25 protein-coding genes are annotated in these 25,119 nt (G+C 50.8%); 10 read left to right on the top strand and 15 right to left on the bottom strand.

All coding sequences use genetic code 11. The annotated features are described in order from the left end of the window. Positions 1-274: 274 nt before the first annotated feature. The 4 genes from LF929_RS09895 to LF929_RS09880 form a co-directional block, all read right to left on the bottom strand. On the bottom strand, positions 275-442 hold the full coding sequence (locus tag LF929_RS09895) for a hypothetical protein (protein ID WP_226092562.1): 168 nt from the start codon (positions 440-442) through the stop codon (positions 275-277). Positions 443-495: 53 nt separating this feature from the next. Further along, positions 496-663, bottom strand: a complete 168-nt coding sequence (locus tag LF929_RS09890) for a hypothetical protein (RefSeq protein WP_193744464.1) — start codon at positions 661-663, stop codon at positions 496-498. A gap of 462 nt (positions 664-1,125) precedes the next feature. After that, entirely contained in the window at positions 1,126-1,452 is a 327-nt protein-coding gene (locus LF929_RS09885; RefSeq protein ID WP_038908054.1) for a hypothetical protein, read from the bottom strand. A 455-nt stretch (positions 1,453-1,907) separates the two neighbouring features. After that, positions 1,908-2,660 carry an IclR family transcriptional regulator gene (locus LF929_RS09880; protein ID WP_168365619.1) on the bottom strand — a complete coding sequence of 251 codons (753 nt, stop codon included), beginning with the start codon at positions 2,658-2,660 and terminating at the stop codon, positions 1,908-1,910. Positions 2,661-3,063: 403 nt separating this feature from the next. Here LF929_RS09880 and LF929_RS09875 point away from each other — a divergent pair, with 403 nt between their 5' ends. The 6 genes from LF929_RS09875 to LF929_RS09850 all read left to right on the top strand — a co-directional run bounded on the left by LF929_RS09875 (position 3,064) and on the right by LF929_RS09850 (position 7,877). Beyond that, positions 3,064-3,456 (top strand): RidA family protein, encoded by a 393-nt coding sequence (locus LF929_RS09875; protein ID WP_016941272.1) that lies wholly within the window; start codon positions 3,064-3,066, stop codon positions 3,454-3,456. A 137-nt stretch (positions 3,457-3,593) separates the two neighbouring features. Continuing rightward, complete coding sequence (locus LF929_RS09870; RefSeq protein ID WP_226092563.1) at positions 3,594-4,430, top strand: transporter substrate-binding domain-containing protein; 837 nt, start codon at positions 3,594-3,596, stop codon at positions 4,428-4,430. Between the two features lie 48 nt (positions 4,431-4,478). Next, positions 4,479-5,219: an amino acid ABC transporter permease gene (locus LF929_RS09865; protein ID WP_038904452.1), complete on the top strand. Its 741-nt coding sequence runs from the start codon at positions 4,479-4,481 to the stop codon at positions 5,217-5,219. Continuing rightward, complete coding sequence (locus LF929_RS09860; protein WP_038904453.1) at positions 5,216-5,860, top strand: amino acid ABC transporter permease; 645 nt, start codon at positions 5,216-5,218, stop codon at positions 5,858-5,860. Before LF929_RS09865 ends, LF929_RS09860 begins: the two co-directional genes overlap by 4 nt. Then, on the top strand, positions 5,857-6,594 hold the full coding sequence (locus LF929_RS09855; protein ID WP_016941268.1) for an amino acid ABC transporter ATP-binding protein: 738 nt from the start codon (positions 5,857-5,859) through the stop codon (positions 6,592-6,594). The genes LF929_RS09860 and LF929_RS09855 overlap by 4 nt, the downstream gene beginning before the upstream one ends. An 11-nt stretch (positions 6,595-6,605) precedes the next feature. Continuing rightward, positions 6,606-7,877, top strand: coding sequence for an alanine racemase (locus LF929_RS09850; RefSeq protein WP_226092564.1), 1,272 nt, complete (start codon positions 6,606-6,608; stop codon positions 7,875-7,877). 208 nt (positions 7,878-8,085) lie between these two features. On the opposite strand, the gene ftnA is transcribed toward LF929_RS09850, so the two are convergent. The 3 genes from ftnA to copC all read right to left on the bottom strand — a co-directional run bounded on the left by ftnA (position 8,086) and on the right by copC (position 10,198). Further along, the gene (gene ftnA, locus LF929_RS09845; RefSeq protein ID WP_038908056.1) at positions 8,086-8,595 is read right to left on the bottom strand and encodes a non-heme ferritin; all 510 of its coding nucleotides are present in this window, start codon (positions 8,593-8,595) and stop codon (positions 8,086-8,088) included. A gap of 325 nt (positions 8,596-8,920) precedes the next feature. Next, positions 8,921-9,799, bottom strand: coding sequence for a copper homeostasis membrane protein CopD (gene copD / locus LF929_RS09840; RefSeq protein WP_226092565.1), 879 nt, complete (start codon positions 9,797-9,799; stop codon positions 8,921-8,923). Positions 9,800-9,817: 18 nt separating this feature from the next. Next, entirely contained in the window at positions 9,818-10,198 is a 381-nt protein-coding gene (gene copC, locus LF929_RS09835) for a copper homeostasis periplasmic binding protein CopC (RefSeq protein WP_210175686.1), read from the bottom strand. Between the two features lie 161 nt (positions 10,199-10,359). On the opposite strand from copC, the gene LF929_RS09830 reads away from it, so the two are divergent. Beyond that, on the top strand, positions 10,360-10,590 hold the full coding sequence (locus LF929_RS09830; RefSeq protein WP_038904458.1) for a DNA polymerase III subunit theta: 231 nt from the start codon (positions 10,360-10,362) through the stop codon (positions 10,588-10,590). 563 nt (positions 10,591-11,153) lie between these two features. Here LF929_RS09830 and LF929_RS09825 read toward each other — a convergent pair. Continuing rightward, on the bottom strand, positions 11,154-13,190 hold the full coding sequence (locus LF929_RS09825; protein WP_226092566.1) for a S9 family peptidase: 2,037 nt from the start codon (positions 13,188-13,190) through the stop codon (positions 11,154-11,156). A 277-nt stretch (positions 13,191-13,467) separates the two neighbouring features. On the opposite strand from LF929_RS09825, the gene purT reads away from it, so the two are divergent. Next, the gene (gene purT, locus LF929_RS09820) at positions 13,468-14,646 is read left to right on the top strand and encodes a formate-dependent phosphoribosylglycinamide formyltransferase (RefSeq protein ID WP_038904460.1); all 1,179 of its coding nucleotides are present in this window, start codon (positions 13,468-13,470) and stop codon (positions 14,644-14,646) included. 95 nt (positions 14,647-14,741) lie between these two features. Here the strand turns inward: purT and LF929_RS09815 are convergent, their stop codons facing one another. Next, entirely contained in the window at positions 14,742-15,383 is a 642-nt protein-coding gene (locus LF929_RS09815; protein WP_016941259.1) for a bifunctional 4-hydroxy-2-oxoglutarate aldolase/2-dehydro-3-deoxy-phosphogluconate aldolase, read from the bottom strand. A gap of 154 nt (positions 15,384-15,537) precedes the next feature. Continuing rightward, positions 15,538-17,013, bottom strand: a complete 1,476-nt coding sequence (zwf, locus tag LF929_RS09810) for a glucose-6-phosphate dehydrogenase (RefSeq protein ID WP_016941258.1) — start codon at positions 17,011-17,013, stop codon at positions 15,538-15,540. A gap of 365 nt (positions 17,014-17,378) precedes the next feature. Between zwf and LF929_RS09805 the strand changes: the two genes are divergently transcribed. Both LF929_RS09805 and pyk read left to right on the top strand, forming a co-directional pair. Further along, positions 17,379-18,248 (top strand): MurR/RpiR family transcriptional regulator, encoded by an 870-nt coding sequence (locus tag LF929_RS09805; protein ID WP_038904461.1) that lies wholly within the window; start codon positions 17,379-17,381, stop codon positions 18,246-18,248. A gap of 184 nt (positions 18,249-18,432) precedes the next feature. Then, the gene (pyk, locus tag LF929_RS09800) at positions 18,433-19,875 is read left to right on the top strand and encodes a pyruvate kinase (protein ID WP_038904462.1); all 1,443 of its coding nucleotides are present in this window, start codon (positions 18,433-18,435) and stop codon (positions 19,873-19,875) included. A 153-nt stretch (positions 19,876-20,028) separates the two neighbouring features. Here pyk and LF929_RS09795 read toward each other — a convergent pair whose 3' ends face one another. The 5 genes from LF929_RS09795 to znuA form a co-directional block, all read right to left on the bottom strand. After that, complete coding sequence (locus LF929_RS09795; protein WP_038906359.1) at positions 20,029-20,451, bottom strand: hypothetical protein; 423 nt, start codon at positions 20,449-20,451, stop codon at positions 20,029-20,031. A gap of 256 nt (positions 20,452-20,707) precedes the next feature. Further along, entirely contained in the window at positions 20,708-21,112 is a 405-nt protein-coding gene (locus LF929_RS09790; RefSeq protein WP_226092567.1) for a hypothetical protein, read from the bottom strand. 410 nt (positions 21,113-21,522) lie between these two features. Beyond that, positions 21,523-22,509 (bottom strand): lauroyl-Kdo(2)-lipid IV(A) myristoyltransferase, encoded by a 987-nt coding sequence (gene lpxM / locus LF929_RS09785; RefSeq protein ID WP_210175690.1) that lies wholly within the window; start codon positions 22,507-22,509, stop codon positions 21,523-21,525. A 149-nt stretch (positions 22,510-22,658) separates the two neighbouring features. Further along, entirely contained in the window at positions 22,659-24,077 is a 1,419-nt protein-coding gene (mepM, locus tag LF929_RS09780; RefSeq protein ID WP_038904467.1) for a murein DD-endopeptidase MepM, read from the bottom strand. A 12-nt stretch (positions 24,078-24,089) separates the two neighbouring features. Next, a complete protein-coding gene (znuA, locus tag LF929_RS09775; RefSeq protein ID WP_226092568.1) occupies positions 24,090-25,115 on the bottom strand; it encodes a zinc ABC transporter substrate-binding protein ZnuA in 1,026 nt (341 codons plus the stop codon). Positions 25,116-25,119: the final 4 nt, after the last annotated feature.

Below are 25,119 nucleotides of genomic sequence, written 5' to 3'. Positions count from 1 at the left end.
CGTGCCAGACTGGAAAACAGAGAGGGGTCGTCTACGCTTAAAGAGCAGGTTGTGATGCAACTTGCAACAAATGCCAACTTTTAGCGCACGGCTCTCTCCCAAGAGCCATTTCCCTAGACCGGCCACAGGAATCGTGTTCGGTCTTTTTTTTATTTTACTGAGTTAAAAACCCTAAAAAATCTGAATTCACACGATCGATGTAAACACTTAACGGATCGTGTTGATTAGCAATACATCTTAATCAAACTTAAAAATCAATGAGATATTATTAACGTCATTCCGGCTTCTGTAAAAAACTCGCTTCTTTCAGTGCCAAGACAATATTCACTTGAGAGTTTGGAGTATCACATCTATCAGGAATATACTCTTTAAGTTTCTGCCATAACATATCTGGATCGTGATTTATATTATCACTAGCCAGAACAATATCAGCAGCAACCACAGCGTATTTCTTATTTTTGTAGCTTTTCGTATATTTCCCTTTAGGTATTCCTTTTATATATCCGTCTTCACAAAGCCCCAGGAATGCTGATAATGGGCAGCTTTTTTTATAGATGCTTCTTTATCAGTAACACCTACCAATTCACATTCCCAGCATTGCCGAATATCCTGCCCTGGCTTGTATTTCTCAACAACAGAAACTGCTATTTTACCGTAATCCATCTCATACCTCACTGTCTTCACGTGGTTGCTTTTAAAAAAAACGCATCCAAATCTTCAGCATATAGCCGCTGTAAAGACTATCTCCCTACGTAAGATAGGAGCGCTATTCTCCTATCGTTATAAAAGCTCTTGTTGTACCACAACGATGCCCAAGAATACTCATCAATTCCAGTAATGCTTAGCACGAATGAAAATCACTCAACAATAAATCTCTGGTGTAGGAACAATAAAAGGCCCCGACACAGTAAATACCGAGATATGCCGGGACCTCCACGAAAGCGGATACCATTACACGTAGAATAGCATTCGATTAAAAATATACGACCGTAGCGTTACTATCAGCCTAAATTCCTCCAGAGGGTGAACCAATACATGAGTACAAGCCAGGTAATTCAAGTATCGGCTGATTTATTTTTGTCATAATGGTTTATGACAACGTCAAACCATAGAAGCCATTATCGGCTATTCAATCAACTGAATATCAAACCCAATAATAGTCGTACCAACAGCGTCATAGGTTGCGATCTGTCCGTTCTTTGCCAGGGCAACAAACGCATGCCCCTGTCCAGACGAACCAAGTACAGCATGTCCATACGGTGTAACAGCCAGTGCATCAGCCGGTACACCAATCTCATCAAGCGGGGGTGTGGTTCGGGATTGCGCTACCGGGTAGTTGCCGCTGTTCCATTCAGTAGTATTCCACTTACCGTCACTTCCCAGCCATTGAACTGAAAAATTAAAGACATACGCACCTTTATTATTTACCGTGATTTTTTGTACTTGTCTCATGATATTGTCCTCTATTGTTACTTGCCCGTATTAATCATTTTATTTATTAGCATTTTTTCGTGGTGTTTTTATAACCACGCATTAATAAAGACTAGCAGGGCACGCCCATTTTTCAAAAATAAACCAGAGAAATATTGATTAAAAAATTAATGACAATAAAAAATCATGAGCGTGCTCTTAAATAAGAAATAGCACTCTTAAAAATAAGAAATAGAAAAATAAAAACAGATGATGTAACGAGCATTTTTGTTGTTATTGCATCTACATTGATTTTCATTCTTATTTCATTTATCCATCATCACTTCAGTAGCAATCCTCACCCCAAAATATAATTATATGGAAACTGATAATTGCATTACCGCAGGCATTCAATGAATGTCTGCGGTAATCGTATTCATTCTTCCCACACGTGGATATTACCGCTGCGCCATAACTCCCCATCCCAGGAAATCACGTCAGGTGAAATCAGACAGCTTCTGCCCGGAAACAATCAACTCTTCCAAGAGCATTTTACGGCGCTCTGGCGGTGTATCGCGGCTAACCATAAAGCAGACAGCCGCTACCGCCTGACCACTGCGTGAGCGAATCGGGGCGGCCATGCAACAGGTAAAACTTTCCGATAGCCCTTCCGTCTGGCAATACCCTTGCAGCCCTGCCCGATGAATATCATCAAGAAACGCCTGTTTATCCAGAACGGTTCCATTCGCCAGACGATAATCCTCTTCAGGGATCAGCTCAAGAATGGCACTGTCTGACCAATTGCTCAGTAGCAACCGCCCCGTCGCCGTCCACGGAATGGGAACGCGGACACCGATATCCGAGGTTATCTTGAAGGGATGTGCGTTACTTTCCGATAGCACGACGGTGTATTTATTCCCTTCCAGCATGCAGAGCTGCACGGTTTCACCATGACGCGCAACGAGTTCCACCATGAGCTGGTGCGCACGACGAATCAAATCATTGTGCGCCATGTAGTCCGCACCATAGTAGTGCATCTCACGACCGAAGAACACGGCACCATCAGCATCCAGTTCCAGCAAGCCAGCCTCACTGAGCAGGCTCACCAGTTCATAAACGCTGGAACGGGGAGCACCTGTCGCGTCAATCAAATCACGCATGGCCATGGGTTTTCTGGAAATATGCAGTTGGCGAAAAATCTCGATGACCCGGTCCACACCGCGCGCCCGTGACGTTTTCTCGTCAGACATAGGCACATTCTCCTGTTGCAATCATGCAATGATAAATACGCTGAAAAAAGAAAGGATCATACACTGCCAGACCTCGTTAACCCATCTCGATAAAATAATTTTTTACTCTGGATACCGATAATACCTGCGCTCCATTTTAGTGCCCCATGTTGGCGCAATAAATAATAGCAGGGTTAAAAATATCAATACTGCCGATGTTTTAATCCCTAAAACTGATATTCGTTTCTCTTATTTTTGGGATCCTGTCAGCAGGATTAGAAATTAAATACGGATCCCTATATTGCAAAAATAAAAATCCTGTGCAAATCTTGCGCTATCCGGTATTACAGATTTAAGTCTGATATATCGGACAAAGATACAGACAACACAATACCCGAGTTATCATGAATAAGGAGCAGGTGGCATGACGATCAAACGCTACGGCATTGAGGGTGGGACGGGGACTGGCGGGCAAAAACTGCCATTCGCACGGGCCGTTGAAGCCGATGGATGGCTGTATATCTCCGGTCAAACGCCCATGCGCAATGGCGAAGTGGTGGAAGGTGGCATCATCGAGCAAACGCAATTAGCGTTCGATAATTGCCTGACTATCATGCGTGAAGCGGGTTACCGTGTGGAAGATGTCGTCCACGTCACAGCAGTATTAACCGACGCCCGTTACTTCAGTTCATTTAATAAAGTATTCAGTGAAATATTTAACGGCCATCCTCCCGCACGAATTTGCAGCGTGCAGGATTTGGTCGTCGACTGCAAAGTGGAAGTGGATATGAAATGCTTTCGTGCCGATCGCAAGTAATTAAATCCATGCTAAAAACAGGCTAATTATTTTCATTTTACGCGTCAAAACCAGGGTGCCTGTTATTAATAAGCGTTTTTCACTTTTCTGCAAAATAACGGTTTTCATATCATCTCCATTCAATAAGAGAGCATAAAATGAATACAACATCGCTAAAAATAAACACCAGGCTCTTTGCCAGCGCGCTGGTGTTGTTGACCCTGGCAGGCTGTACGCCTACCGATGAGAAGAAGGCTGACAACGCTGCGCCGCAGTCTGCCCTTCAAACCGTTTTGCAACGTGGGACGCTACGCGTCGGTGATTGTCTGAGCTTCGCGCCCTTCGGCTTTTATGATCAGGCGGGTAACCCTGATGGGTACGATGTGGATTTGGCCAAAGCACTGGCAAAAGCGATGGGAGTCAAGCTGGAGATGGTCAACACCACCAGTGCGAACCGCATTCCTAACCTGCAGACCAATAAAGTGGATGTCGTATTTTGTAACTTCACCCGCAACCTGGAACGCGCCAAAGAAATCAGTTTCACCGCCCCGTATGTCGTGGCAAGCGAAGCCATGCTGGTGCGTAAGAACAGCGGAATTCAGTCCGCTCATGATATGGCGGGCAAAACCATCGCCACAGTGAAAGGGTCAACAAACGGCGACGAAGTGCGCAATCTCGGTATCGATGTCAAGATTCAGGAATACGACTCATCCCAGGCGGCCATTCTGGCGGTGAAACAGGGTCAGGCTGATGCGATGATCGAAGATAATAATTTCCTCGCCTATCAAAGTAAGCTCGACTCAACACTGACGGTCACCAATGAAGCATTGGTTCCGCTGGAATACAACGCATTCGGTGTGAAGCAAGGCGACCAGGTCTGGCTGAATTACCTGAATGAATTCCTGTTTGAGAGTAATGCGTCCGGCCAAAACGCTTCGCTATATCAAAAATGGTTTGGCAGTAAACCCCGCTACCCACTGAACCCACAATATTGACCGCGAGTGGCGCAACATTCCTGTTGCGCCACTCAAAGGAGTAGAACCATGAATTATCAATGGCTAACCCTGTGGCACTACGGTGGTACGTTTCTTACGGCCACCTGGCTAACACTGCAGGTCACTCTGCTGGCTTTTGCACTGGCAATAGCGCTTGGGCTATTAGCGGCGCTGGCAAAGGCCTCATCGCTGACGCTGGTACGCTGGCTGAGCCACTGCTATGTGGAATTCATTCGTAACACGCCAGTGCTATTACAAATTTTCATTATTTTCTTCGGCCTGCCCTCACTCGGCATCACCATGAGTGCAACAACAGCAGGGATTCTGGCATTGGGCATTAATGTCGGTGCCTATTTATCGGAAACCTTTCGGGCCGGGATTCAATCGGTACCTAAAGGCCAATTGGAAGCCGCCTGGATCCTGGGTATTTCACGCCGACACATTTTCCTGAGCGTGATACTGCCCCAGGCCACACGCGCTGTATGGCCCGCGATTATCAACAACCTGATCCAATTACTGTTAGGCACCTCGTTGTTATCCGCCATTGCCCTGCCGGAACTGACAGGTACGGCAACCGTCATCAACGCCCGCACATTGCTGTATATCCAGACCTTCAGCATCGTGACGGTGATTTACTTACTGCTCAGCAATCTGTTTTCATGGTTAGGTCATCTGGCAGGACGGCGTCTGTTCAATCCGCCGCTGGTCACACCGGTAAAAAAGCCCGCCGCCGGGCTGATAAGACGATGGCTGATTAATTCGCTGCCAAAACGGGAGAATGCGCTATGAACGACATCATCATCAGTGCTCTGCCGTTGCTGTTAACCGGTCTGGGTACCACGCTAATGCTCTCGGTAGCCGCAATTATTGGTAGTACGTTGCTTGGCCTGCTGGCAGCGGTGCTACGCACCAGCCGATTGCCTATCGCCCGGCAACTCGCCCTGCTATACATCGAGCTGTTTCGCGGTACCCCCGTACTCATTACGCTGATGTTTATCTACTTTGGCGTAGCGTATTTTGGATACGACATTAACTTGTTCGCCGCCGGGATCCTGGGGCTGAGTATTTATCAGGGCGCTTACATCGCGGAAGTGTTTCGCGCTGGCATTGAAGCGGTTCCCAAAGGGCAATGGGAAGTGTCATGGATTTTAGGGTTATCCAAACGCCAGACCTTTCTCAGTGTGATCCTACCCCAGACTCGTGGCATCGTGCTGCCCCCTCTGACTGGGCAATACCTGTCGCTAATTAAGGATACCTCAATAGTCAGCATGATTGGCATGTCAGAACTGATGCATCAGGGGCAGGCAATTGTCGATCGCATCGGCCAGCCGGTCATCATTTATGGGCTGGTCGCCCTGCTCTATTTCGCCGTTTGTTTTCCGCTTTCCCGTTGGGTTCAACATCACCAGGCCAGGAGCCAGTTATCATGAGCAAATCCGCCATTACACTGAGCCGTATTTCCAAATCATTTGGCACCACCCAGGTGTTGAAAGCCATCAGTCTTGACGTCTCACCAGGTGAAGTATTGGTGCTGATTGGCGCGTCCGGTTCCGGCAAAAGCACCGTATTGCGCATTATGAGCGGGCTGGAAAGTGCCGACAGCGGCGAGATTTGGGTCAATGACGTGCCACTGCACGATGCCAACCGCAGCCATGAAATCTGCGGCCATGTTGGTATGGTATTCCAGCAATTTAATCTTTTCCCACACAAAACGGCACTCGGCAACGTGACCTTAGCGCTAATAAAGGCTCAAAAACTGTCTGAAGCCGAGGCCACTAAACGCGGTATGGCGGCACTGGAACGTGTCGGGCTGGCGGAACGCGCACACCACTATCCTGCGCAGTTATCCGGTGGGCAACAGCAGCGGGTTGCCATCGCGCGAGCATTGGCTGTTGAACCCAGAATTATGTTCTTTGATGAAGCTACTTCCGCACTCGACCCTGAACTGGTCGGCGAAGTAATGGAAGTCATGCGCAGTCTGGCACGTGACGGCATGACGATGGTGGTGGTGACCCACGAAATGGGCTTCGCACGCAAAACGGCTGACCGTGTGGTGTTTATGGATCAAGGCATCATCGCCGAGCAAGGCTCACCCGAGCAGATTTTCGTGCATCCGCAAAATCCACGGACTCAACAGTTTTTATCCCGCGTACTTGAACATTAACAGGAGGCGACATGTCGATTCACTTTCCGTTGCAGGCAGATGGCCTACTGGATGCGCCGCACACCGCACCGCGTTTTAAATCTGTTGCCGGTAGCGGTACGGAATACTTACCTGTCGGAACGCCAGTGTTGAGCAGTGAAAAAGTGTTCTCTCCGTTGATGTTGATGAAGCAGTCCGCTCTGGAGAACAACTTGCGCCAGTTGGCGACCTTCTGCCGCGAGCGAGGCGTAATGCTGGCAGCCCACGGTAAGACATCCATGTCTGCGACTGTTTTGCGCCGGGCGATTACCGAAGGTGGCGCATGGGGCATTAGCGCCGCGACGCCTGCACAAGTGCGTGCACTGCGTCACTTCGGCATTCGTAACGTGTTTCTGGCTAATCAATTGGTTGACCCTGCCGGTATCCGCTGGATAGCGCAATGGCAACAACAGCACCCCGACCATGGTTTCCTCTGCTACGTCGATTCACTGCACGGGGTAAAATTGCTGGAGCAGCATCTTGGTAATACCCGTATCTCGGTGTTGCTGGAGATGTCAGTCAGCGGCGGTCGCACCGGTTGTCGAACACGCCAGGACGCGGTGATGATTGCTGACGCCATCGCGGCAAGCCCATCGTTACAGTTGGTTGGTGTATCGGGCTATGAAGGGGCATTGGGTGCCGGGCGTGATGCTCACGGTATCGCACGAGTGAAAGACTATTGCGACATGTTGATCGCCACCGCGACACAACTGGCGGAGAAGCATTTATTCAGCAGCGACAGTATTATTCTTAGCGCCGGTGGCGGGGCCTGGTTTGATGTGGTCACTGACAGTTTAACTAGCGCCCGCTTACCATTACCGATTATCCCGTTGATCCGCTCCGGTGCCTACATGGCGCATGACAACGGCCTCTATGCACGTATCGCGCCATTCGCCCAGCCCGGTAGCCACTATCATTTCACTGCCGCACTGGAAATCTGGGGACGCGTGTTGTCGCGTCCAGAGCCTGGACTGGCATTTCTCGATTTTGGACGGCGTGATGTACCATTCGATCAAGATTTACCTATTCCGTTATGGATCCGCCAGGCAGACGGCAGTGCCGCCCGCACGGCGACACAATTACGCATCACGGAAGTGAACGATCAGCACGCGTACCTTAGTCTGCCAGACGCAGAACGGTTACAGCCCGGAGACTGGGTGGGATGCGGCATTTCCCACCCTTGTACGGCATTTGATAAATGGCGCTACCTGCCATTGGTGGATGATCATTACTGTGTAACCGATTCACTGGAAACCGTATTTTAAGACGCTAACCCCGGCCCCACGGATGGGGTATACCATTATGACGGTTGAAAACGACTGAACGATAAACACCACGTCGATAAGACCTTAAACACAACAGGAGTTATAGCGTATTTGATACGACGTGGGATGAGGAAGGTCTGGCAAGAGCATCGCAAGGGGAATGGGTAAAAAAAGAACGGGTAATAGGGAAACTATTACCCGACTCATATCAGGCAGATGGGGTTACCGAGGCCGCCATTTTTTTCAAATCCTGATCAATAAAGAACAACCCACCTTCCTGTGCATTCACCATACCCAGCTTGTCGAGAATGGACTTGAACAGTTTTTCTTCTTCGTGCTGTTCCGCCACATACCACTGCAGGAAATTAAAGGTGGAATAGTCCTGCAACGTCATAGCTGAATGAGCCAGTTCATTGATTTTTTGGGTAATCAACTGCTCGTGCTCATAGGTCAGTTTGAAGACATCCTGCAACGAATCAAACTCGATCGGCGGTGCGGCAATCGCGCCCAATTGTGGCATGCTGCCGGTGTCGTTCAGATAATCGAACAGGCGTTGCATATGATCCATCTCTTCACGGGAATGTGATTTCAGGAAAATCGACGCACCTTCAAAACCTTTATCGCCACACCAGGCGCTCATCTGCAGATATAAATTGGCGGAGTAAAATTCAAGATTAAGCTGTTCATTCAGCTTCTGAATCATTTCGTTCTTTAACATGGCCGTTCCTTATTTTACTGGCAGGTGACTGATTTTCTTATTATGCCTGTAAAGGGTGGAATTTAAAACATTTCGTTAACACAAAATTGCAATAAATCTTTATAACTTCAATGCATTATCATTTAGTTATGAGAATAATTTTCATTATTTCCATGATTAGAAAATCGCTTTGATAATTATTTTCATTAACTGATTTTATTAAGCATTCTGGGTTTATTAAAAATCTGGGGTTATTAAAAATCTATATTTGTTAAAAATAAAGTCAGTATGCTTGCCTGCATAATATGCCCGACACCGGCACATTCCCCTTCCCCCACCGGTGCACTCATGCCGGAGACAATGTCGCCAGAACACTGACCAGCCCAACCACCAGAACAGACAACGACAGTTCTGCCATCGTCAACCGAAGAAAATAACTGTAAGCAGCATGCCCAGCATGCTGAAAGCGCGGCACTACCCAGTAACGATTGAATAACGCCAACAACACCATAGCAGCGACCAGCAAAACCTTCACCGCCAGCAACGTGCTATACACCCCGAACGGTGGCAACGGCCAGCCGAGAATCAATCGGGCATTCACCAGACCGGTCAGGATTGCCAGCGCAACGGCCAGATGACCGAAACGAGAAAAGCGCATCATCGTCAGGATGGCATCCTCGCGTAACGACACCCGCTGCGCATCCCGCAATACTGGCAGTAAAGGCACTAGCCCACCGACCCAAAAGGTTACCGACAGCAAGTGTACCGTCTGGCTCAGGCCATGCACCATCCCGGGCCAGCCCTCCAACATCGCCGCGTGACCTACCCACGCCATACCACAGAGTTGGGCTACGCCAGACACCAGCATGCCCGTGAGCCATCCACTGCGGTGCCAGAACACCGTCGCACACGTGATTAACGCCAGCACCGGTTGCCAAACCCATAGCATCCCGAAACGGGTACCCAGTACGGCATACCAGGTACTCACATCACCGATATTGCGCCAGTCACCGCTCATCAATCCAGTCTGAGCCGCCAGAATGCCAACAGCGGTCAACATGGCTACAGGACTACCGATCACCATCACCCCATACAACCGCGATGCCAACTGCGCGCGATAGGTACGGGGTGACAGTAACCGACAATAACAGGCTGTCCCCACCAGCAACATGAGGCTGGAAAAATGTCCGATACGCAATCCAGCGTATACCGTCTCCAGCAGCATCAGCCAATCACTGCCGTATTATTTGACGTCAAAACGATAGCTTCCCTGCGTTTTATGACCATCGACAGACAACACATGCCAGGAAACCTGATAGCTACCACTGGCTAGCGGCTTTTCAATCGGCACTACCATTACATTATGATGATCATTTTCTACCGTCGCCTTGCCTACCGACACAGCCTGCCCCGCCAGCGTCAATTCCACACCACTGAACGCAGGTTCGATATCTTCTGAAAAAAGCAGCGTCAGAGAAGACGGTGCTGTTTGTGCCGCAATTACCTTGTCTGCCGCCGGAGTCTGACTTTTGAGATGGGCATGGGCCAGTGCAGCCTGAGAGATAAACAGGCTTCCTACGAACAGAACTGCCTTCATCGCCGGAAAAAATGTACGCTTCAACATGGTCTTACCCTTTCTAATAGTTTCCTGTTACGTTCAGTTAACGCAAAACAACGGCAAGAATACGAGCCACCCACTGCTTTGTCGAGGGTCAGGAGAGTAACAGAATTTGCCAATTCCGCACTTCTGCTTTACTTTTGTGGCGCAACACAGAGGAGGCAATCATGGGATACAATCTGGCCGACCTGCCTTATGAAGAAATGGAAAAGGTCAATGTGGATCTGGCGGCATCCGGCGTGGCATTTCGCGAACGCTATAACATGCCGGTGATCATGGATGAAATCGAGCAGCAACAACCTGCACACCTGCGGTCCTATTTTCGGGAAAGGGTCAGTTACTATCGGGGAATCTCCCACCAGTTCTCCACCTTACCGTACGACCCAAACAGTAAATAGTCTCTCCATTCAACAGCGCAAGTTAGCAGCAACGCTATCCAATACAGATGGATAGCGCCTGATTCCCCGTCCTCACACACCGGTTTCCGCCGTCTTTTCTAGTCAGCGCCGTCGTTTTAATGACCACAAAAGTACTTTTTCGCTTGCATCTGTCCACAAACAGGAGGTTAATGGATAGGCAACCAACCTTTTACCAAGCGAGGCACAAGATGAGTAAAGGAATGGACAGCAAGAAAAACGCCAAGAAAAAACCGCTGAAAACCGCTGAGCAAAAACGGGCGGAGAAGCGGGCTAAACGGGCTCAACCACAGCCTGAAATTAACTGAAACTAACCGCGTTGCCACAAATTTCGTTGTTCACCTAACAGAGCACCATTAAGGCAACATCCTGCGATCACCCTCTGCCTCCTGACACCTGGTGATCGCAGTCCCACATTTTCCCTGTCTGGCTTCCCGCTTTTTTGCGCTGTTTTTCAGGCACTGTTTATTGTGATGCCAGAACTCAATAAACCACGCTGCCCGTCTTTCTCCACTATACCCGCCGGGGTGCTAATTCGGCACAGTCTAACCTTCAAGCACCATTAACAGGAAGGTGAACTCCTGGGCAATGTCTTCAAACTGGGCCAGACGACCGGATTTACCACCATGACCCGCCCCCATATCGGTGTGTAACAACAACAGATGATCGTCAGTTTTCAATTCGCGCAGTTTCGCGACCCATTTGGCCGGTTCCCAGTACTGGACTTGTGAGTCATGCAGGCCGGTGGTCACCAGTAAGTGGGGGTAACACTGCGCCGAGACTCGGTCATAAGGGCTATATTGCTTGATGTACTGGTAATCAGCCGCGTTATTCGGGTTACCCCATTCATCATATTCACCGGTGGTGAGCGGAATAGACTCATCCAACATGGTCGTGAGTACATCGACAAACGGCACTTGCGCCACCACACCATAAAACAGTGAAGGTGCCATGTTGATGACGGCACCCATCAGTAAACCACCGGCGCTGCCCCCCATGGCGAAGGTTTTTTTCGGGTCGCCATAACCTTGCGCCAGCAACGCCTGCGTGACATCGATGAAATCGGTAAAGGTATTCATCTTGTTGAATAGCCGTCCCTGATCGTGCCATTGCTGCCCCAATTCTCCCCCACCGCGAATATGCGCCAGCGCATAGACGAAGCCACGATCCAGTAGACTTAAACGACTGCTACTGAACTCTGGATCCATACTGCTGCCATACGCACCGTAGCCGTAAACCAGCAATGGGCTTTGCGCCAGTTGGCAGTCTTTGTGATACACCAACGATACCGGTACCGATTCACCATCACGGGCGGTTATCCAGACTCGTTCGCTGCGGTAATTGTCGGCATCAAAATTTTTTACCGCGGATTGTTTGAGTACCGCCTGCACACCGGTTGCCATATCCAGTTCATAGATGGTCATCGGCGTAGTCATTGAAGAATAGCCGTACCGCAGTTGTGTGCTCTCGGGCGTTGGGTTATAGCTCAGCCAGCTCACGTAGGCCGGATCATTAAACGCTATCTGGCGAGAAATCGCCGTCTGCCAGTGAATATAGCGGATCTGGGTCAGTCCGCGTTCACGCTCTTCAACCACGTACCAGTCATCAAACAGTGCAAACCCTTCCAGCACACAATCCGGGCGTGGGTTGATCAAGGGCTGCCATGTTGATTCGCTGGCATCGTGAGCACGATAAAAACCGAAGGTTTTGCCGTCTTTGTTGGAACGAACATAAAAATCATCACGAAAATGGTCAATCACATACTCGTGATCCGGCCGTCGTGGTAAAAACACCTGCGGTTTTGCCTGTGGGTCAGTCGCATCCAGCAACAGAATTTCAGTACTGGTAGTACTATCCAGATAGAGCAGGATATAGCGCTCGGAGGTAGTTTTATCCAGGCTGAGATAAAATGTGTCATCTGTTTCTTCATACACCAACTCATCCTGCTGCGGATCATCGCCCAACCGATGGCGATACACCTGATAAGGCAGCAACGTCTGCGGGTGTTTACGCACATAATAAAGCGTGCGAGAGTCTGCCGCCCACTCACTACCGGCAGACACATTCTCCAGCCGATCATCCAGCCACTCACCGGTGGTCAGGTCCTGAAACGTCACCACATACTGCCGACGAGAGAGCAAGTCTTCTGCCACGCTCATCAGTCGGTTATCCGGGCTCACCCCCAACGCACCAAGGCTGTAGAACTCGCTGCCAGCCGCCCGTTGATTGCCATCCAGCAAGATCTGCCAGGTATCGGCCCCCGTTTCCTGCTCAGCTTGACGCTGATAGATAGCGTAATCTTTGCCGGGTTCATAACGACTTTGGTAGCGGTAGCCGCGTTTGACATAAGGCACCGAGACATCTTCACCGGGGATACGCGCCACCATTTCCTCGTACAACGTTCGACGCAGAGCCTCATGAGGTGCCATCACCTGTTCGCAATAGCGATTCTCTTGCTGTAACCAGGCCAGCACATCCGGATTGTTGCGTTCATCATCCCGCAGCCAATAGTAGTTATCGATACGGGTATCACCATGCATTGTCATCTTATGCGGGCGTTTTTCGGCTTGCGGCGCGCTCATGCACATCACTCCTTTCCATTCATTTGTCAGACTCTGCCTTACCGCTGCCCCACACTGGCACGCCAGCCATGGGGCAACAGCAAATGCCCAAAGCCTGTCATGAATCAGCAGGGGAATCCAGCTCGTACCGAGATCTGCACGGATTTTCACTCGCTTTTGCGTACCAGTACGCGAGTGATGCCAAACGCAAACGTTTTCGTTTATACTGCGGCCACGTTCGGGCTATAGTCCGCCCGTTTTTACCCCCTCTTTTCACAACACCATCAGGTATCAGGTTATGTTAACAATGGGAACAGCCCTGCGTCCCGGCGCCACTCGCGTTATGCTGCTAGGTTCCGGTGAACTGGGAAAAGAAGTAGCGATTGAGTGTCAGCGTTTGGGAATCGAGGTGATTGCGGTTGATCGCTATGCTGATGCCCCAGCGATGCAAGTCGCTCACCGCAGCCATGTCATCAATATGCTGGACGGCGACGCATTAAAACAGCTGGTGTTACAGGAACGCCCGGACTATATCGTGCCGGAGATCGAAGCTATCGCCACTGATATGCTGGTCGCTCTGGAACAGCAAGGGCAGCGAGTCGTGCCTTGCGCTGAAGCCACCCGCCTGACCATGAATCGCGAAGGTATCCGTCGGTTGGCAGCAGAAACGCTGGGGTTACCCACATCCAGCTATCGTTTTGCCGCCGACGAAGCGGCATTTCGTCAGGCTGCTCAGGAATTAGGTTTTCCCTGCATCGTCAAACCCGTCATGAGTTCCTCAGGGAAAGGCCAGAGCCTTATTCGTTCACCGGAGCAATTGGATCACGCTTGGCGCTACGCTCAGGAAGGCGGCCGGGCCGGTGGTGGAAAAGTGATTGTCGAAGGTCTGGTGAAGTTCGATTTCGAAATCACATTATTGACCATCCATGCCGCCGACGGCCTGCACTTCTGTGACCCTATCGGCCACCGTCAGGAAGACGGCGATTACCGTGAATCCTGGCAGCCACAGCACATGAGCGACCTGGCGTTGTCGCGAGCTAAAGAGATTGCCGGCAACGTAGTAAAAGCGCTGGGCGGGTTCGGTTTGTTTGGCGTGGAGCTGTTTATTTGCGGCGATGACGTCATTTTCAGTGAAGTTTCGCCACGCCCGCATGATACCGGTATGGTGACGCTCATTTCACAAGATCTGTCCGAGTTCGCTTTGCATGTCCGCGCTTTTCTCGGCTTGCCGATCGGCGCTATCCGCCAGTATGGACCATCCGCTTCGGCGGTTATCCTGCCAGAGCTGACCAGCAATGATGTGCGCTATCAAGGCCTGGAACAGGCTCTGAAACCGCATACCCAGATTCGCCTCTTCGGCAAGCCAGACATCAGCGGGCGCCGCCGTATGGGAGTCGCGCTGGCGACAGCCGACAGTACAGACGCAGCAGTAGACCTGGCAAAATCCTGTGCATCAGCCGTCAGTGTAAGCGGCTGAGACCTGCGATAAGGCCAGCCTGTCGGCCCGTCGATTCAGAATGCAAAAAAAGCCCGCGATGCGGGCTTTTTGATATGAAGAAAGGGATAACGCTATCAGGCTGTTGCGCCAGCAACGGCTTCACGCGCCAGCGCGGTGATACGGTCGTAGTCACCACTTTCCAGCGCATCAGCAGGCACCAGCCAGGAACCACCAACACACAGCACGCTTTTCAGCGCCAGATATTCACGATAATTCTTCAGTGAGATACCGCCAGTTGGGCAGAAGCGAATTTTGCCAAACGGACCGGCAATCGCCTGCAATGCCTTCACACCGCCATTCGCTTCAGCCGGGAAGAATTTAAACTCACGTAATCCGTAGTCCATCCCCAACATCAGCTCAGACACGGTGCTGATCCCAGGGATCAACGGAATAGTGCCTTCTGTTGCTGCTTTCAATAACGGTTCGGTCAGGCCGGGGCTGATGGCAAACTGCGCACCCGCTGCGGTCACTTCCGCCAGCTGCTGTGGGTTGGTAACGGTACCTGCGCCAACGATAGCGTCCGGCACTTCCTGTGCGATCAGGCGAATAGCCTCTACCGCGCAGTCGGTACGCAACGTCAACTCCAGGACACGAATGCCACCCGCTACCAGGGCTTTCGCCATCGGTACCGCGTGTTCCAGTTTGTTAATCACAATAACAGGAACAACCGGACCGGCTGTCAGAATCTGTTCCGCACTGGTTTTCCAGTTTTTCATCGAGGGTAATCTCCAGTCATGCCCAACGGGCATTGATTAATATCTGGCGCGCCCCTGCCACAGGGATCCGCAGTTACCCACGGATGTCCGACCGCACCGTCAGCCAAAAAAATGCTAACGGCCTCACTCCGCCTTTCGGCAGTGCAAAACCGCGTTACTCCACTTCGTTCCAGGACCGCCCATCACGGGTAATCATGGCGACAGATGCCACCGGTCCCCAGGTCCCGGCCTGATAAGGCTTGGGAGAATCATTGTCCATTGCCCAGGCATCCATAATGGAGTCTACCCATTTCCAGGCTTCTTCCACCTCGTCACGACGCACAAACAGCGCCTGAATGCCGCGCATACTTTCCAGCAACAACCGCTCGTAGGCATCCGCCAGATGCTGCTGATTAAAGGTTTCGGAGAAACTCAGGTCGAGCTTGGTGGTCTGCAACCGATGCTTGTGATCCAACCCTGGGATCTTGTTGAGGATCTGAATTTCGACCCCTTCATCCGGTTGCAGGCGAATGATCAATTTGTTCTGTGGTAACTGCTGGTAGGAGTCATGGAACAAATTGAGTGCCGGGTTTTTAAAGTAAACCACCACTTCTGAACATTTCGACGGCAAACGCTTGCCGGTGCGCAAATAGAACGGTACGCCGGACCAACGCCAGTCGTCGATATCAACACGAATCGCGACAAACGTTTCGGTATTGCTAGCCTTGTTGGCACCCTCTTCTTCCAGGTAGCCAGGTACTTTTTTGCCCTGCACAAAGCCGCTGGTGTACTGACCACGCACGGTTAAGTCATGCACATTGGAGCGATCGATACGGCGCAATGAACGCAGCACTTTCACCTTTTCATCGCGGATACGATCAGTGCTCAGGTCCGCTGGCGGCGACATGGCAATCATGGTCAGAATTTGCAACAGATGGTTTTGGATCATGTCGCGCATCTGGCCTGCTTTGTCGAAATACCCCCAGCGCCCTTCAATCCCCACTTCTTCGGCCACAGTAATCTGTACGTGATCGATAGTGCGGTTATCCCAGTTGTTGGCGAACAGGGAGTTGGCAAAACGCAGCGCCAGCAAATTCAGCACAGTTTCTTTACCAAGGTAGTGGTCGATCCGGTAGACCTGGCACTCGTTAAAGAACTCCGCCACCTGATTGTTAATAACCCGGGAGGATGCCAGATCGGTACCCAGCGGCTTTTCCATCACCACACGGGCGGGTTCTTTGTTAAGACCCGCTTTCCCCAAACCACGGCAGATAGCGCCGAATGTGCTGGGCGGCATAGCGAAATAGTTGATGGTGGTACGATTTTGCTGGTCGAGCATCGTTCCCAGCCGACTGAACCCCTCGGTGTCTTCCACATCAAGGTTGCAGAAGTCGAGGCGGCTGCTCAATGTTGCCCATAACGCAGCATCAAGCGGCTCTTTGAGAAAGGTTTCCAGCGCTTCGCGCACCACGCCGACATACGTGTCGCGGTCCCACGCCGCACGCCCGACACCGATGATGCGGGTTTCTGGATGAATATGGCCTGCTTTTTCCAGTTGATACAGTGAAGGCAGCAATTTACGGCGCGCAAGATCGCCCTTCGCACCGAAAATAACCAGGTCACACGCCTGGGCTGTTGACGTTACCGCCATTTTCAATCTCCTCATTGCAGGACGCTGTAATTTTATTACATCAATAATGTACTCTTTTTGACGCAAGCCAGTAAACCCGTAAGAAAACCACATTATCGACTGATTCTGATACCATAAGGCCTCAGAACCTGTTGTGCCGATGAAGGAAACGAGTCTGGCATCCGCCTAAAAGAGAAATTTTCCATCGTTTCTGACAGCCAGTTACCGTTCTGAAAGTTAGACACACATCATGTTCTGACAAAAAAAGCCGATGACTGGGTGTGTCCACCTCTGCCAACCGTAGCGGGCTCGTAGTATATTTCACAAAATCCGCATCGGTTTCACCTTTGGCTGAAATCCAAAATACCATAGATGGTCGTTGTCATATGAATATGCTGGAAAAAATCCAGAGTCATCTGGAGCTGTTGAGCAAGTCAGAACGAAAGGTGGCGGAGGTTATTCTTGCCTCACCACAGACAGCCATCCACTCCAGTATCGCCACTCTGGCCGGTGTGGCTGAGGTCAGCGAGCCTACCGTTAACCGCTTCTGCCGTCGTCTGGACACCAAAGGCTTTCCCGATTTTAAACTGCATCTGGCGCAAAGTCTGGCTAATGGTACGCCTTACGTGAACCGCAACGTAGAGGAAGACGACTCGGTAGAGTCTTACACCAGCAAGATTTTCGAATCCACCATGGCTGCGCTGGAACAGGTGAAATCATCTCTGGATATCCAGGCCATCAACCGTGCGGTAGATCTACTTACTCAGGCGCGCAAGATTTCCTTCTTCGGGTTTGGTGCCTCGGCGGCGGTAGCCCACGATGCCATGAACAAGTTTTTTCGCTTCAATATTCCCGTGGTTTACTTTGACGACCTGGTTATGCAGCGTATGAGCTGTATGAACTCTGGCGAGGGCGACGTGGTGGTGCTGATTTCCCACACCGGGCGCACGAAAAGCCTGGTGGAGATGGCACGGCTGGCGCGGGAAAACGACGCGACTGTGATCGCCATTACCTCGGAAGGTTCCCCGCTTTCTCGCGAAGCCTCGCTGGTCTTGCAGGTTGATGTCCCGGAAGATACCGATGTTTATATGCCGATGGTGTCGCGTATCGCACAGTTGACACTGATCGATGTGCTGGCAACCGGTTTTACTCTGCGGCGCGGTGCAAAATTCCGCGATAACTTGAAGCGGGTCAAGGAAGCATTACGCGAATCGAGATTTGATAAGGAAGAACGATTCAGCAACCCGTTTAACTAATTATGCTATAACATCAACATCGGGTGGCAAGGTGTGATATCGATGATAAGACCAACCTGTCACCCAATCATAACTACAGGCGCGGCATCCGGACAGTGCAGAGCGGCAAAAACGGCGCTATACCGTGCCCTCGCCTGACGGCATTACCACATTACAACAGCTTCACCAGTCAACGGAGTTATACATGTCCAGACGGCTCAGAAGAACTAAAATCGTTACCACGCTGGGGCCGGCTACGGACCGCGACAATAATCTGGAAAAGATCATTGCCGCAGGCGCAAACGTAGTCCGCCTGAACTTTTCTCACGGCACGCCGGAAGACCACCTTCTGCGGGCCGACAAAGTTCGCGAAATCGCAGCTAAACTTGGCCGCCATGTTGCCATTCTGGGTGATCTTCAGGGGCCCAAAATTCGTGTATCGACCTTCAAAGAAGGGAAAATTTTCCTGAATGTCGGCGACAAGTTCCTGCTGGATGCCAACCTGGAAAAAGGCGAAGGCGACAAAGAGAGAGTGGGTATCGACTATAAAGGGTTACCCAACGATGTGGTTCCAGGCGATATTCTGCTGCTGGATGATGGCCGTGTGCAGTTAAAAGTACTGGCAGTCGATGGCATGAAAGTGTTCACCGAAGTCACTGTCGGCGGCCCGTTGTCTAACAACAAAGGCATCAACAAACTCGGTGGTGGCCTGTCGGCGGAAGCGTTAACAGAAAAAGATAAAGCGGACATCGTTACTGCGGCCAAAATCGGTGTAGATTTCCTGGCTGTTTCCTTCCCTCGTACTGGCGAAGACCTGCACTATGCCCGTCGTCTGGCTCGCGAAGCTGGCAGCAACGCCAAAATTGTGTCGAAAGTAGAACGTGCAGAAGCCGTATCAACGGATGAAGCGATGGACGACATTATCCTTGCTTCTGATGTGGTCATGGTTGCTCGTGGTGATCTGGGCGTAGAAATCGGCGACCCGGAACTGGTCGGTATCCAGAAAAAACTGATTCGCCGTGCTCGTCAGTTGAACCGTGCCGTTATTACGGCAACACAGATGATGGAGTCGATGATCACCAATCCGATGCCAACCCGCGCGGAAGTGATGGACGTCGCCAACGCCGTACTCGACGGCACCGATGCCGTGATGCTCTCTGCAGAAACCGCAGCGGGTCAGTACCCAGCCGAGACGGTTGCCGCTATGGCTAAAGTGTGTCTGGGCGCAGAAAAAATCCCCAGCATTAATGTCTCCAAACATCGCCTTGACGTGCAGTTCGATAACGTGGAAGAGTCGATCGCCATGTCCGCTATGTATGCGGCCAACCACCTTAACGGTGTTACCGCGATTATCGCCATGACCGAATCCGGCCGCACCGCGCTGATGATGTCTCGTATCAGTTCAGGCTTGCCGATTTTCGCTATGTCGCGTCATGAGCATACCCTTAACCTGACTGCCTTGTACCGTGGTGTCACTCCGGTGCAGTTCACCAGCTATACCGATGGCGTCGCTGCGGCTAATGATGCGGTACTGCTGCTGCGTGACAAAGGCTTCCTGGTCTCCGGCGATCTGGTTATCGTGACCCAAGGGGACGTGATGGGAACGGTCGGAACCACTAATACTGTGCGCGTACTGCGGGTTGAATAACCGCCGCCAGGCAACGCCGGTGATATCCGGTAATCGCACTATCGTGCATCTTAGGTAGTAACAAATGGGGCAGCTGACGCTGCCCCATTTGTTTACTCATTCACCAGTGGTACCCTCTGCCCTGCGTTCGCTTTTTGCCTGATCCACGTCGGGCTAACGCGCCCCCGCCACAGGCTCGCTATCCAGCCCACCAGAGAGATTGGCGCGGCTACGTTTGACCTGTCCGTTGCTGTAATACACGTCATAACCACCGGAAAGATTGCTACGACTGGTACTGCTTGAACCATCACTGTAATGGGTATCCAACCCACCAGAGCGATTTGCACGACTGGTGCTACTGGTACCGTCACTAAAGTGGGTATCGTAGCCACCTGCCAGATTAGCCCGGCTGGTACTACTTCGCCCATCACTGTAATGGGTATCAAATCCCCCCGATAGATTAGTACGACTGGTCGATGTAGAGCCGTCGTTATAGCGACAATCCTGACCACCGGACAGATTGGCGCGACAACTCTCCGCCAGGGAAAAAGGAATATGTGCAGTCAGTAACGCAAGACATAAAAGTGATTTATTCATAAAAACCAACCTTTCATCCAAAAGGGATATATACCCTTCACACGTCGAGCTGCAGGTGTGTGGCTGCACTACTCGAATTATTTGGGATATAACGCCGGTCAGGAATAGCGTTCTGGTTATCTGGCAAATTGGACTTCATTGCCATAACACCTATCGCTATTTCCTGACCGGTAAATTATTGCCATCTGCGCCAATACTACTGTTTCTTTTATTATTGCGCGATGTTCATCTTATTGTTTATTGACTAACGGACGTTTTATTGGGCATTCGTGGTGGTATTTTTTATGTCGTCCTGTTTTTCTCCGGTACTGGCTTTCGTTTTTTCCCTGGTATTAGCGCTATCAGTATGATGTTTTTTCACCACCTTCTTCGCTGACTTCTCTTCAGCTTTCGTTTGTGTTTGTGCCGTGGCCTTTTCAGGTTTTATGGTTGCATCCCCACTGGCATTGGCTTTTACGGCCGATGCGTCAAGCTCTGCCCGTTTGGCTGCGTCCGTATTGACTTTATCCACCGCCTTACCCAGTGAAGATTCCGCCGATGCGGGTGTCGTACTGGCTGCCGTGGCGTTAGTTGCGCTTTTTTCCACCGTGGTGGTCGCTGCGTTGGCAGTTACATAAGTCGTTGCCAGTAAAACGCCTAAAAACAGTGGTTTCAGATTCATGGTTGAAATCCTTCAGCAGAAATTTTTTTATTAGCCGGAATTAAATAAGCAATCTCGCATTATTTATGGTGGCTAACGGTTGAAGTCATAACAGAGCGGCTTCTGGGGTTATTAAATCAAAAGCGATAATAAAAAGAATATGGAATAGTCTGAGAAAAAAAGTGCGACATTCAACGCTATTTTTAAATTTCTTTATAAGTTCCAGCAGTTATTAAATTAAGCAGAGGTTAACTGTTACAGATTATGTATTTACTGTCGAGTCTTATGTACCGGACACCTACGTGTTGAGTACACAACACAAAAATAGCATATTAAAAACGCAGATAAGACAACCTATACCCGGTAAAAACCAATAAGGGCGATACTTGTGGTATCGCCCTTATTGGTTGTGCTCTTAACCCACGGGTGATTTATTTCTTGCGCGGGTACAAATCTTTGCGCAAATAGGGCTCAGTTTCCCCCGGTTTGCGGGTTTTCAACAGCTTCAGAATCCAGGTGTACTGCTCAGGATTCGGCGTCACCAGATGCTCAACTTCTTCATTCATACGACGGGCGATAGTATGATCGTCCGCACCACTAATGTCGCTCATTGGCGGGCGAATGTAGATATCCAGTTGTGACGTTTTGCCGTTATAGACCGGAAACAGCGGTACGATTTCAGCCCGGCAGACCTTCATCAAACGGCCAATAGCAGGGAGTGTCGCTTTATAGGTCGCAAAGAAATCGACAAACTCGCTATGCTCCGCGCCATGATCCTGATCTGGCAGATAGTACCCCCAATACCCTTCGCGCACCGAACCAATAAACGGCTTGATTCCATCATTACGGGTATGCAGACGACCACCAAAACGACGGCGCAAGGTATTCCACAAATAATCCTGTAGCGGGTTTTTCTGATTGTGCATCATGGCCGCCATTTTCTGACCTTGCCAGCTCATCAGCATCGCTGGGATATCGACAGCCCAGCCATGTGGCACCATGAAAATAATATTACGCTGCTGCTCCCGCAACGCATCGACAATCTCCATACCATGCCAGCGAACACGACGATAAGCGCGGCTAGCCGGTAATATCGCCAGCTCCACCATCATCAACATCGCTTGCGGCGCGGTCGCAAACATTTGATCGATAATATGCTCGCGTTCACTTTCCGTCAGTTGCGGCATGCATAACAACAAATTGATGCGTGCGCGCCGTCTGGCACCTTTAGACAATCGCCCTACCCACCGACCTAGCGTCCCCAGGATAGGATCGCGCAGACGAGCTGGAATACATACCAGCAGCGCCATCACCCCGACCACCAGCCAAATTCCCCAGTAACGCGGATGCAAAAAAGCCGACGTAAACTGTGGAATGAATTCAGCGTTGGTTTTTCTTTCTTTCTTTTCTTGTTCCATGCAACCACTCTTCATCACAAAATCGGGTTAATGATAATCGCTACCCGATGTTTTGCAATTGAACACGCACTGGCCTGACATTTGCCCGTACGCGATAAAAAAACAGCCGGCAGCGTTGACTGCCGGCTGTCGATCATCCACAACGACACTCAATCCAGTTGCAGTTGAGGCAGAACTTCGCGTACATGCGCCAGATAATCACGACGTTCTTTACCCATCAGGCCCTCAGAGCGTGGCAATTTCGCCGTGAGCGGGTTGACCGCCTGCTGATTAATCCACAGTTCATAATGCAGATGCGGGCCGGTTGAGCGCCCGGTATTGCCGGATAACCCAATTCGGTCGCCGCGTTTCACCTTCTGCCCCGGCTTCACCAGCAAACGGGTCATGTGCATATAGCGGGTGGTATACTGCCGCCCGTGACGCAAAGCCACAAAATTGCCGGCTTCGCTATCCCGCTCCGCCACAACCACTTCACCATCACCCACGGCCAGAACAGGGGTACCTACCGGCATGGAGAAGTCGACGCCACGATGCGGCGCAATACGGCCGGTGACCGGATTGAGACGACGTGGATTGAAATTAGAGGATACCTTGAACTGCTTCATGGTTGGGAAGCGCAGGAATCCTCTGGTCAGCCCTGAACCTTCCCGGTCGTAGAATTTGCCGTCTTCAGCGCGGAACGCATAGTAATTTTTCCCGCCGGTACGCAAGCGAACGCCCTGCAATTCACTTTGTTCGCTGTGACCATCCAGGATTTCTCGGGAAATCAGCACAGCAAAGCTATCGTCTTTACGCAACTTGCGGAAATCCAATTGCCATTGTAACGCACGAATCACTTCGCGCACTTCGCTACTGGTCAACCCGGCAGCCTGCGCGCTGCTGGCAAAGCTACCGTCGAGCCGTCCGGTCAGCACTTTGTTTTGCCAGTCGCCCTCAACGTTTTCGATTTCCTCACGGAATATGTCGCCGCTGCGGGTATACGTGCGGCTTTCACGTCGGGAGACTTGCCAGGTCAGCGTTTGTAGTGCGCCATCGGCATCCAGCGTCCAGCTCAATTGCTGACCAATCTTCAAATTGCGCAGCGCCGCATTCTTGTCAGCCAGTGCAGCAATATCGGACATATCGATGCCATACTGGGTCAGAATACTGCTCAGTGTGTCACCGGTAGAAACAACGTACTCATGTGTATTATCAGAGTCTTTGTCGTCCAACTCGTCGCTGGCAATACCATTCGTTGTTGAAGGTTGATCCAGCGGTTCGCTGTTAACTTCGGAAACATCCGTCGTTGGTGCAGAAGCAGCCGTTTGCTGGGCAGCGACAGGCGGCAACGGATTACTATCCAGGGGTTCACTGGCTGGGGGATTCAGAGCCTGGCTCTGGGTCTGTGTTTGCGTTTTTTCGCTTTCCGCGTCTCTTACGATAACAGGTGCGTCATTGACTGGTGGATATGTCATTGGCCGCCAGACAGCGGCGGCCAATGTAACAACAGTCAGTGACCCCAACATCACACGGTGAGGTCGGGGCAGGCTGTTATACGCCAGAGCGATAGTTCGGACTATCTGCTGCACTTATTCCTATCCTCATGATTTTTCCTTCAGGCAGCTCAAATACTGCTCAGACAGTTGCGACAGAAAACGCATATAGCTGTCCTGATCCAGTGCAATGTCACTTCCCAATGGGTCCAGCACGCCGATGCGCACGTCAGTTCCCTTGGCGACAGCATTGATGACCGCTGGCCTGAATTGTGGTTCAGCAAAAACGCAAACCGCTTTATGCTCAACCAACTGTGTTCGTATTTGGTTTAAACGCTGTGCGCCGGGTGCAATCGCCGGGTTGATAGTAAAATGCCCCAGTGGGGTCAACCCGTAATGCTGTTCGAAGTAGCCATAGGCATCGTGGAACACGAAATACCCTTTGCCGCGCACAGGCGTCAGCATATTAACAATATTTTTATCTGTCTGTGCAAGTTTCTCAGTGAATTTACGCAGATTTGCATCCAGTTTGTCTTTATTCTGCGGCATGAGTTCCACTAATTTTGCATGAATCGCAATGGCTGATGCCTGCGCCATTTCCGGCGACAGCCAGATATGCATATTAAACTCGCCATGATGATGCCCATCATCATCGCTATCCTGATGATTTTCAGGCTCATTACCGTGATCATGCTCGTGGCTGGCGTGATTGTCATGATCAGCGTCATGATGCGTATCATTTTCTGCTGCCGCATGCTCAGGATGTGATTCTTGTAACAATAGCGTGCGGATTGCCGGTTGCTGACTTAACGCGATTTGCCGCTCTGCCGGTAACGGCTGTAACGCTTTAGACAGAAAGGCTTCCATTTCCGGCCCGACCCAGATGACCAGTTGCGCCGATTTAAGGCGCTGTATATCAGACGGACGTAGTGCATAATCATGCGGCGATGCGCCGTCCGGTAGCATTACTTCCGTCGGTGTCACACCGTCTGCAACAGCGGCGGCAATAAATGCCAGCGGGCGAATAGACGTAACCACAGCGGCACAGGCCGTCGACATGGTAGCCAGAGACGCCAATAATGCACCGGTGGCCAGCACAGCGTTTAGCCATTTATAATGAGTGACTCGCAACATTCCC

The organism is Dickeya oryzae (genome assembly GCF_020406815.2).
GTDB lineage: Bacteria > Pseudomonadota > Gammaproteobacteria > Enterobacterales > Enterobacteriaceae > Dickeya > Dickeya oryzae.
This window is presented reverse-complemented; position numbering and strand designations above follow the sequence as displayed.

Excerpts from the sequence above, each read along its gene's own strand:
- LF929_RS09890 (WP_193744464.1), bottom strand. The coding sequence starts at position 663 with ATGGATTACGGTAAAATAGCAGTTTCTGTTGTTGAGAAATACAAGCCA.
- LF929_RS09885 (WP_038908054.1), bottom strand. The coding sequence starts at position 1,452 with ATGAGACAAGTACAAAAAATCACGGTAAATAATAAAGGTGCGTATGTC.
- LF929_RS09880 (WP_168365619.1), bottom strand. The coding sequence starts at position 2,660 with ATGTCTGACGAGAAAACGTCACGGGCGCGCGGTGTGGACCGGGTCATC.
- LF929_RS09875 (WP_016941272.1), top strand. The coding sequence starts at position 3,064 with ATGACGATCAAACGCTACGGCATTGAGGGTGGGACGGGGACTGGCGGG.
- LF929_RS09870 (WP_226092563.1), top strand. The coding sequence starts at position 3,594 with ATGAATACAACATCGCTAAAAATAAACACCAGGCTCTTTGCCAGCGCG.
- LF929_RS09865 (WP_038904452.1), top strand. The coding sequence starts at position 4,479 with ATGAATTATCAATGGCTAACCCTGTGGCACTACGGTGGTACGTTTCTT.
- LF929_RS09860 (WP_038904453.1), top strand. The coding sequence starts at position 5,216 with ATGAACGACATCATCATCAGTGCTCTGCCGTTGCTGTTAACCGGTCTG.
- LF929_RS09855 (WP_016941268.1), top strand. The coding sequence starts at position 5,857 with ATGAGCAAATCCGCCATTACACTGAGCCGTATTTCCAAATCATTTGGC.
- LF929_RS09850 (WP_226092564.1), top strand. The coding sequence starts at position 6,606 with ATGTCGATTCACTTTCCGTTGCAGGCAGATGGCCTACTGGATGCGCCG.
- ftnA (WP_038908056.1), bottom strand. The coding sequence starts at position 8,595 with ATGTTAAAGAACGAAATGATTCAGAAGCTGAATGAACAGCTTAATCTT.
- copD (WP_226092565.1), bottom strand. The coding sequence starts at position 9,799 with ATGCTGCTGGAGACGGTATACGCTGGATTGCGTATCGGACATTTTTCC.
- copC (WP_210175686.1), bottom strand. The coding sequence starts at position 10,198 with ATGTTGAAGCGTACATTTTTTCCGGCGATGAAGGCAGTTCTGTTCGTA.
- LF929_RS09830 (WP_038904458.1), top strand. The coding sequence starts at position 10,360 with ATGGGATACAATCTGGCCGACCTGCCTTATGAAGAAATGGAAAAGGTC.
- LF929_RS09825 (WP_226092566.1), bottom strand. The coding sequence starts at position 13,190 with ATGAGCGCGCCGCAAGCCGAAAAACGCCCGCATAAGATGACAATGCAT.
- purT (WP_038904460.1), top strand. The coding sequence starts at position 13,468 with ATGTTAACAATGGGAACAGCCCTGCGTCCCGGCGCCACTCGCGTTATG.
- LF929_RS09815 (WP_016941259.1), bottom strand. The coding sequence starts at position 15,383 with ATGAAAAACTGGAAAACCAGTGCGGAACAGATTCTGACAGCCGGTCCG.
- zwf (WP_016941258.1), bottom strand. The coding sequence starts at position 17,013 with ATGGCGGTAACGTCAACAGCCCAGGCGTGTGACCTGGTTATTTTCGGT.
- LF929_RS09805 (WP_038904461.1), top strand. The coding sequence starts at position 17,379 with ATGAATATGCTGGAAAAAATCCAGAGTCATCTGGAGCTGTTGAGCAAG.
- pyk (WP_038904462.1), top strand. The coding sequence starts at position 18,433 with ATGTCCAGACGGCTCAGAAGAACTAAAATCGTTACCACGCTGGGGCCG.
- LF929_RS09795 (WP_038906359.1), bottom strand. The coding sequence starts at position 20,451 with ATGAATAAATCACTTTTATGTCTTGCGTTACTGACTGCACATATTCCT.
- LF929_RS09790 (WP_226092567.1), bottom strand. The coding sequence starts at position 21,112 with ATGAATCTGAAACCACTGTTTTTAGGCGTTTTACTGGCAACGACTTAT.
- lpxM (WP_210175690.1), bottom strand. The coding sequence starts at position 22,509 with ATGGAACAAGAAAAGAAAGAAAGAAAAACCAACGCTGAATTCATTCCA.
- znuA (WP_226092568.1), bottom strand. The coding sequence starts at position 25,115 with ATGTTGCGAGTCACTCATTATAAATGGCTAAACGCTGTGCTGGCCACC.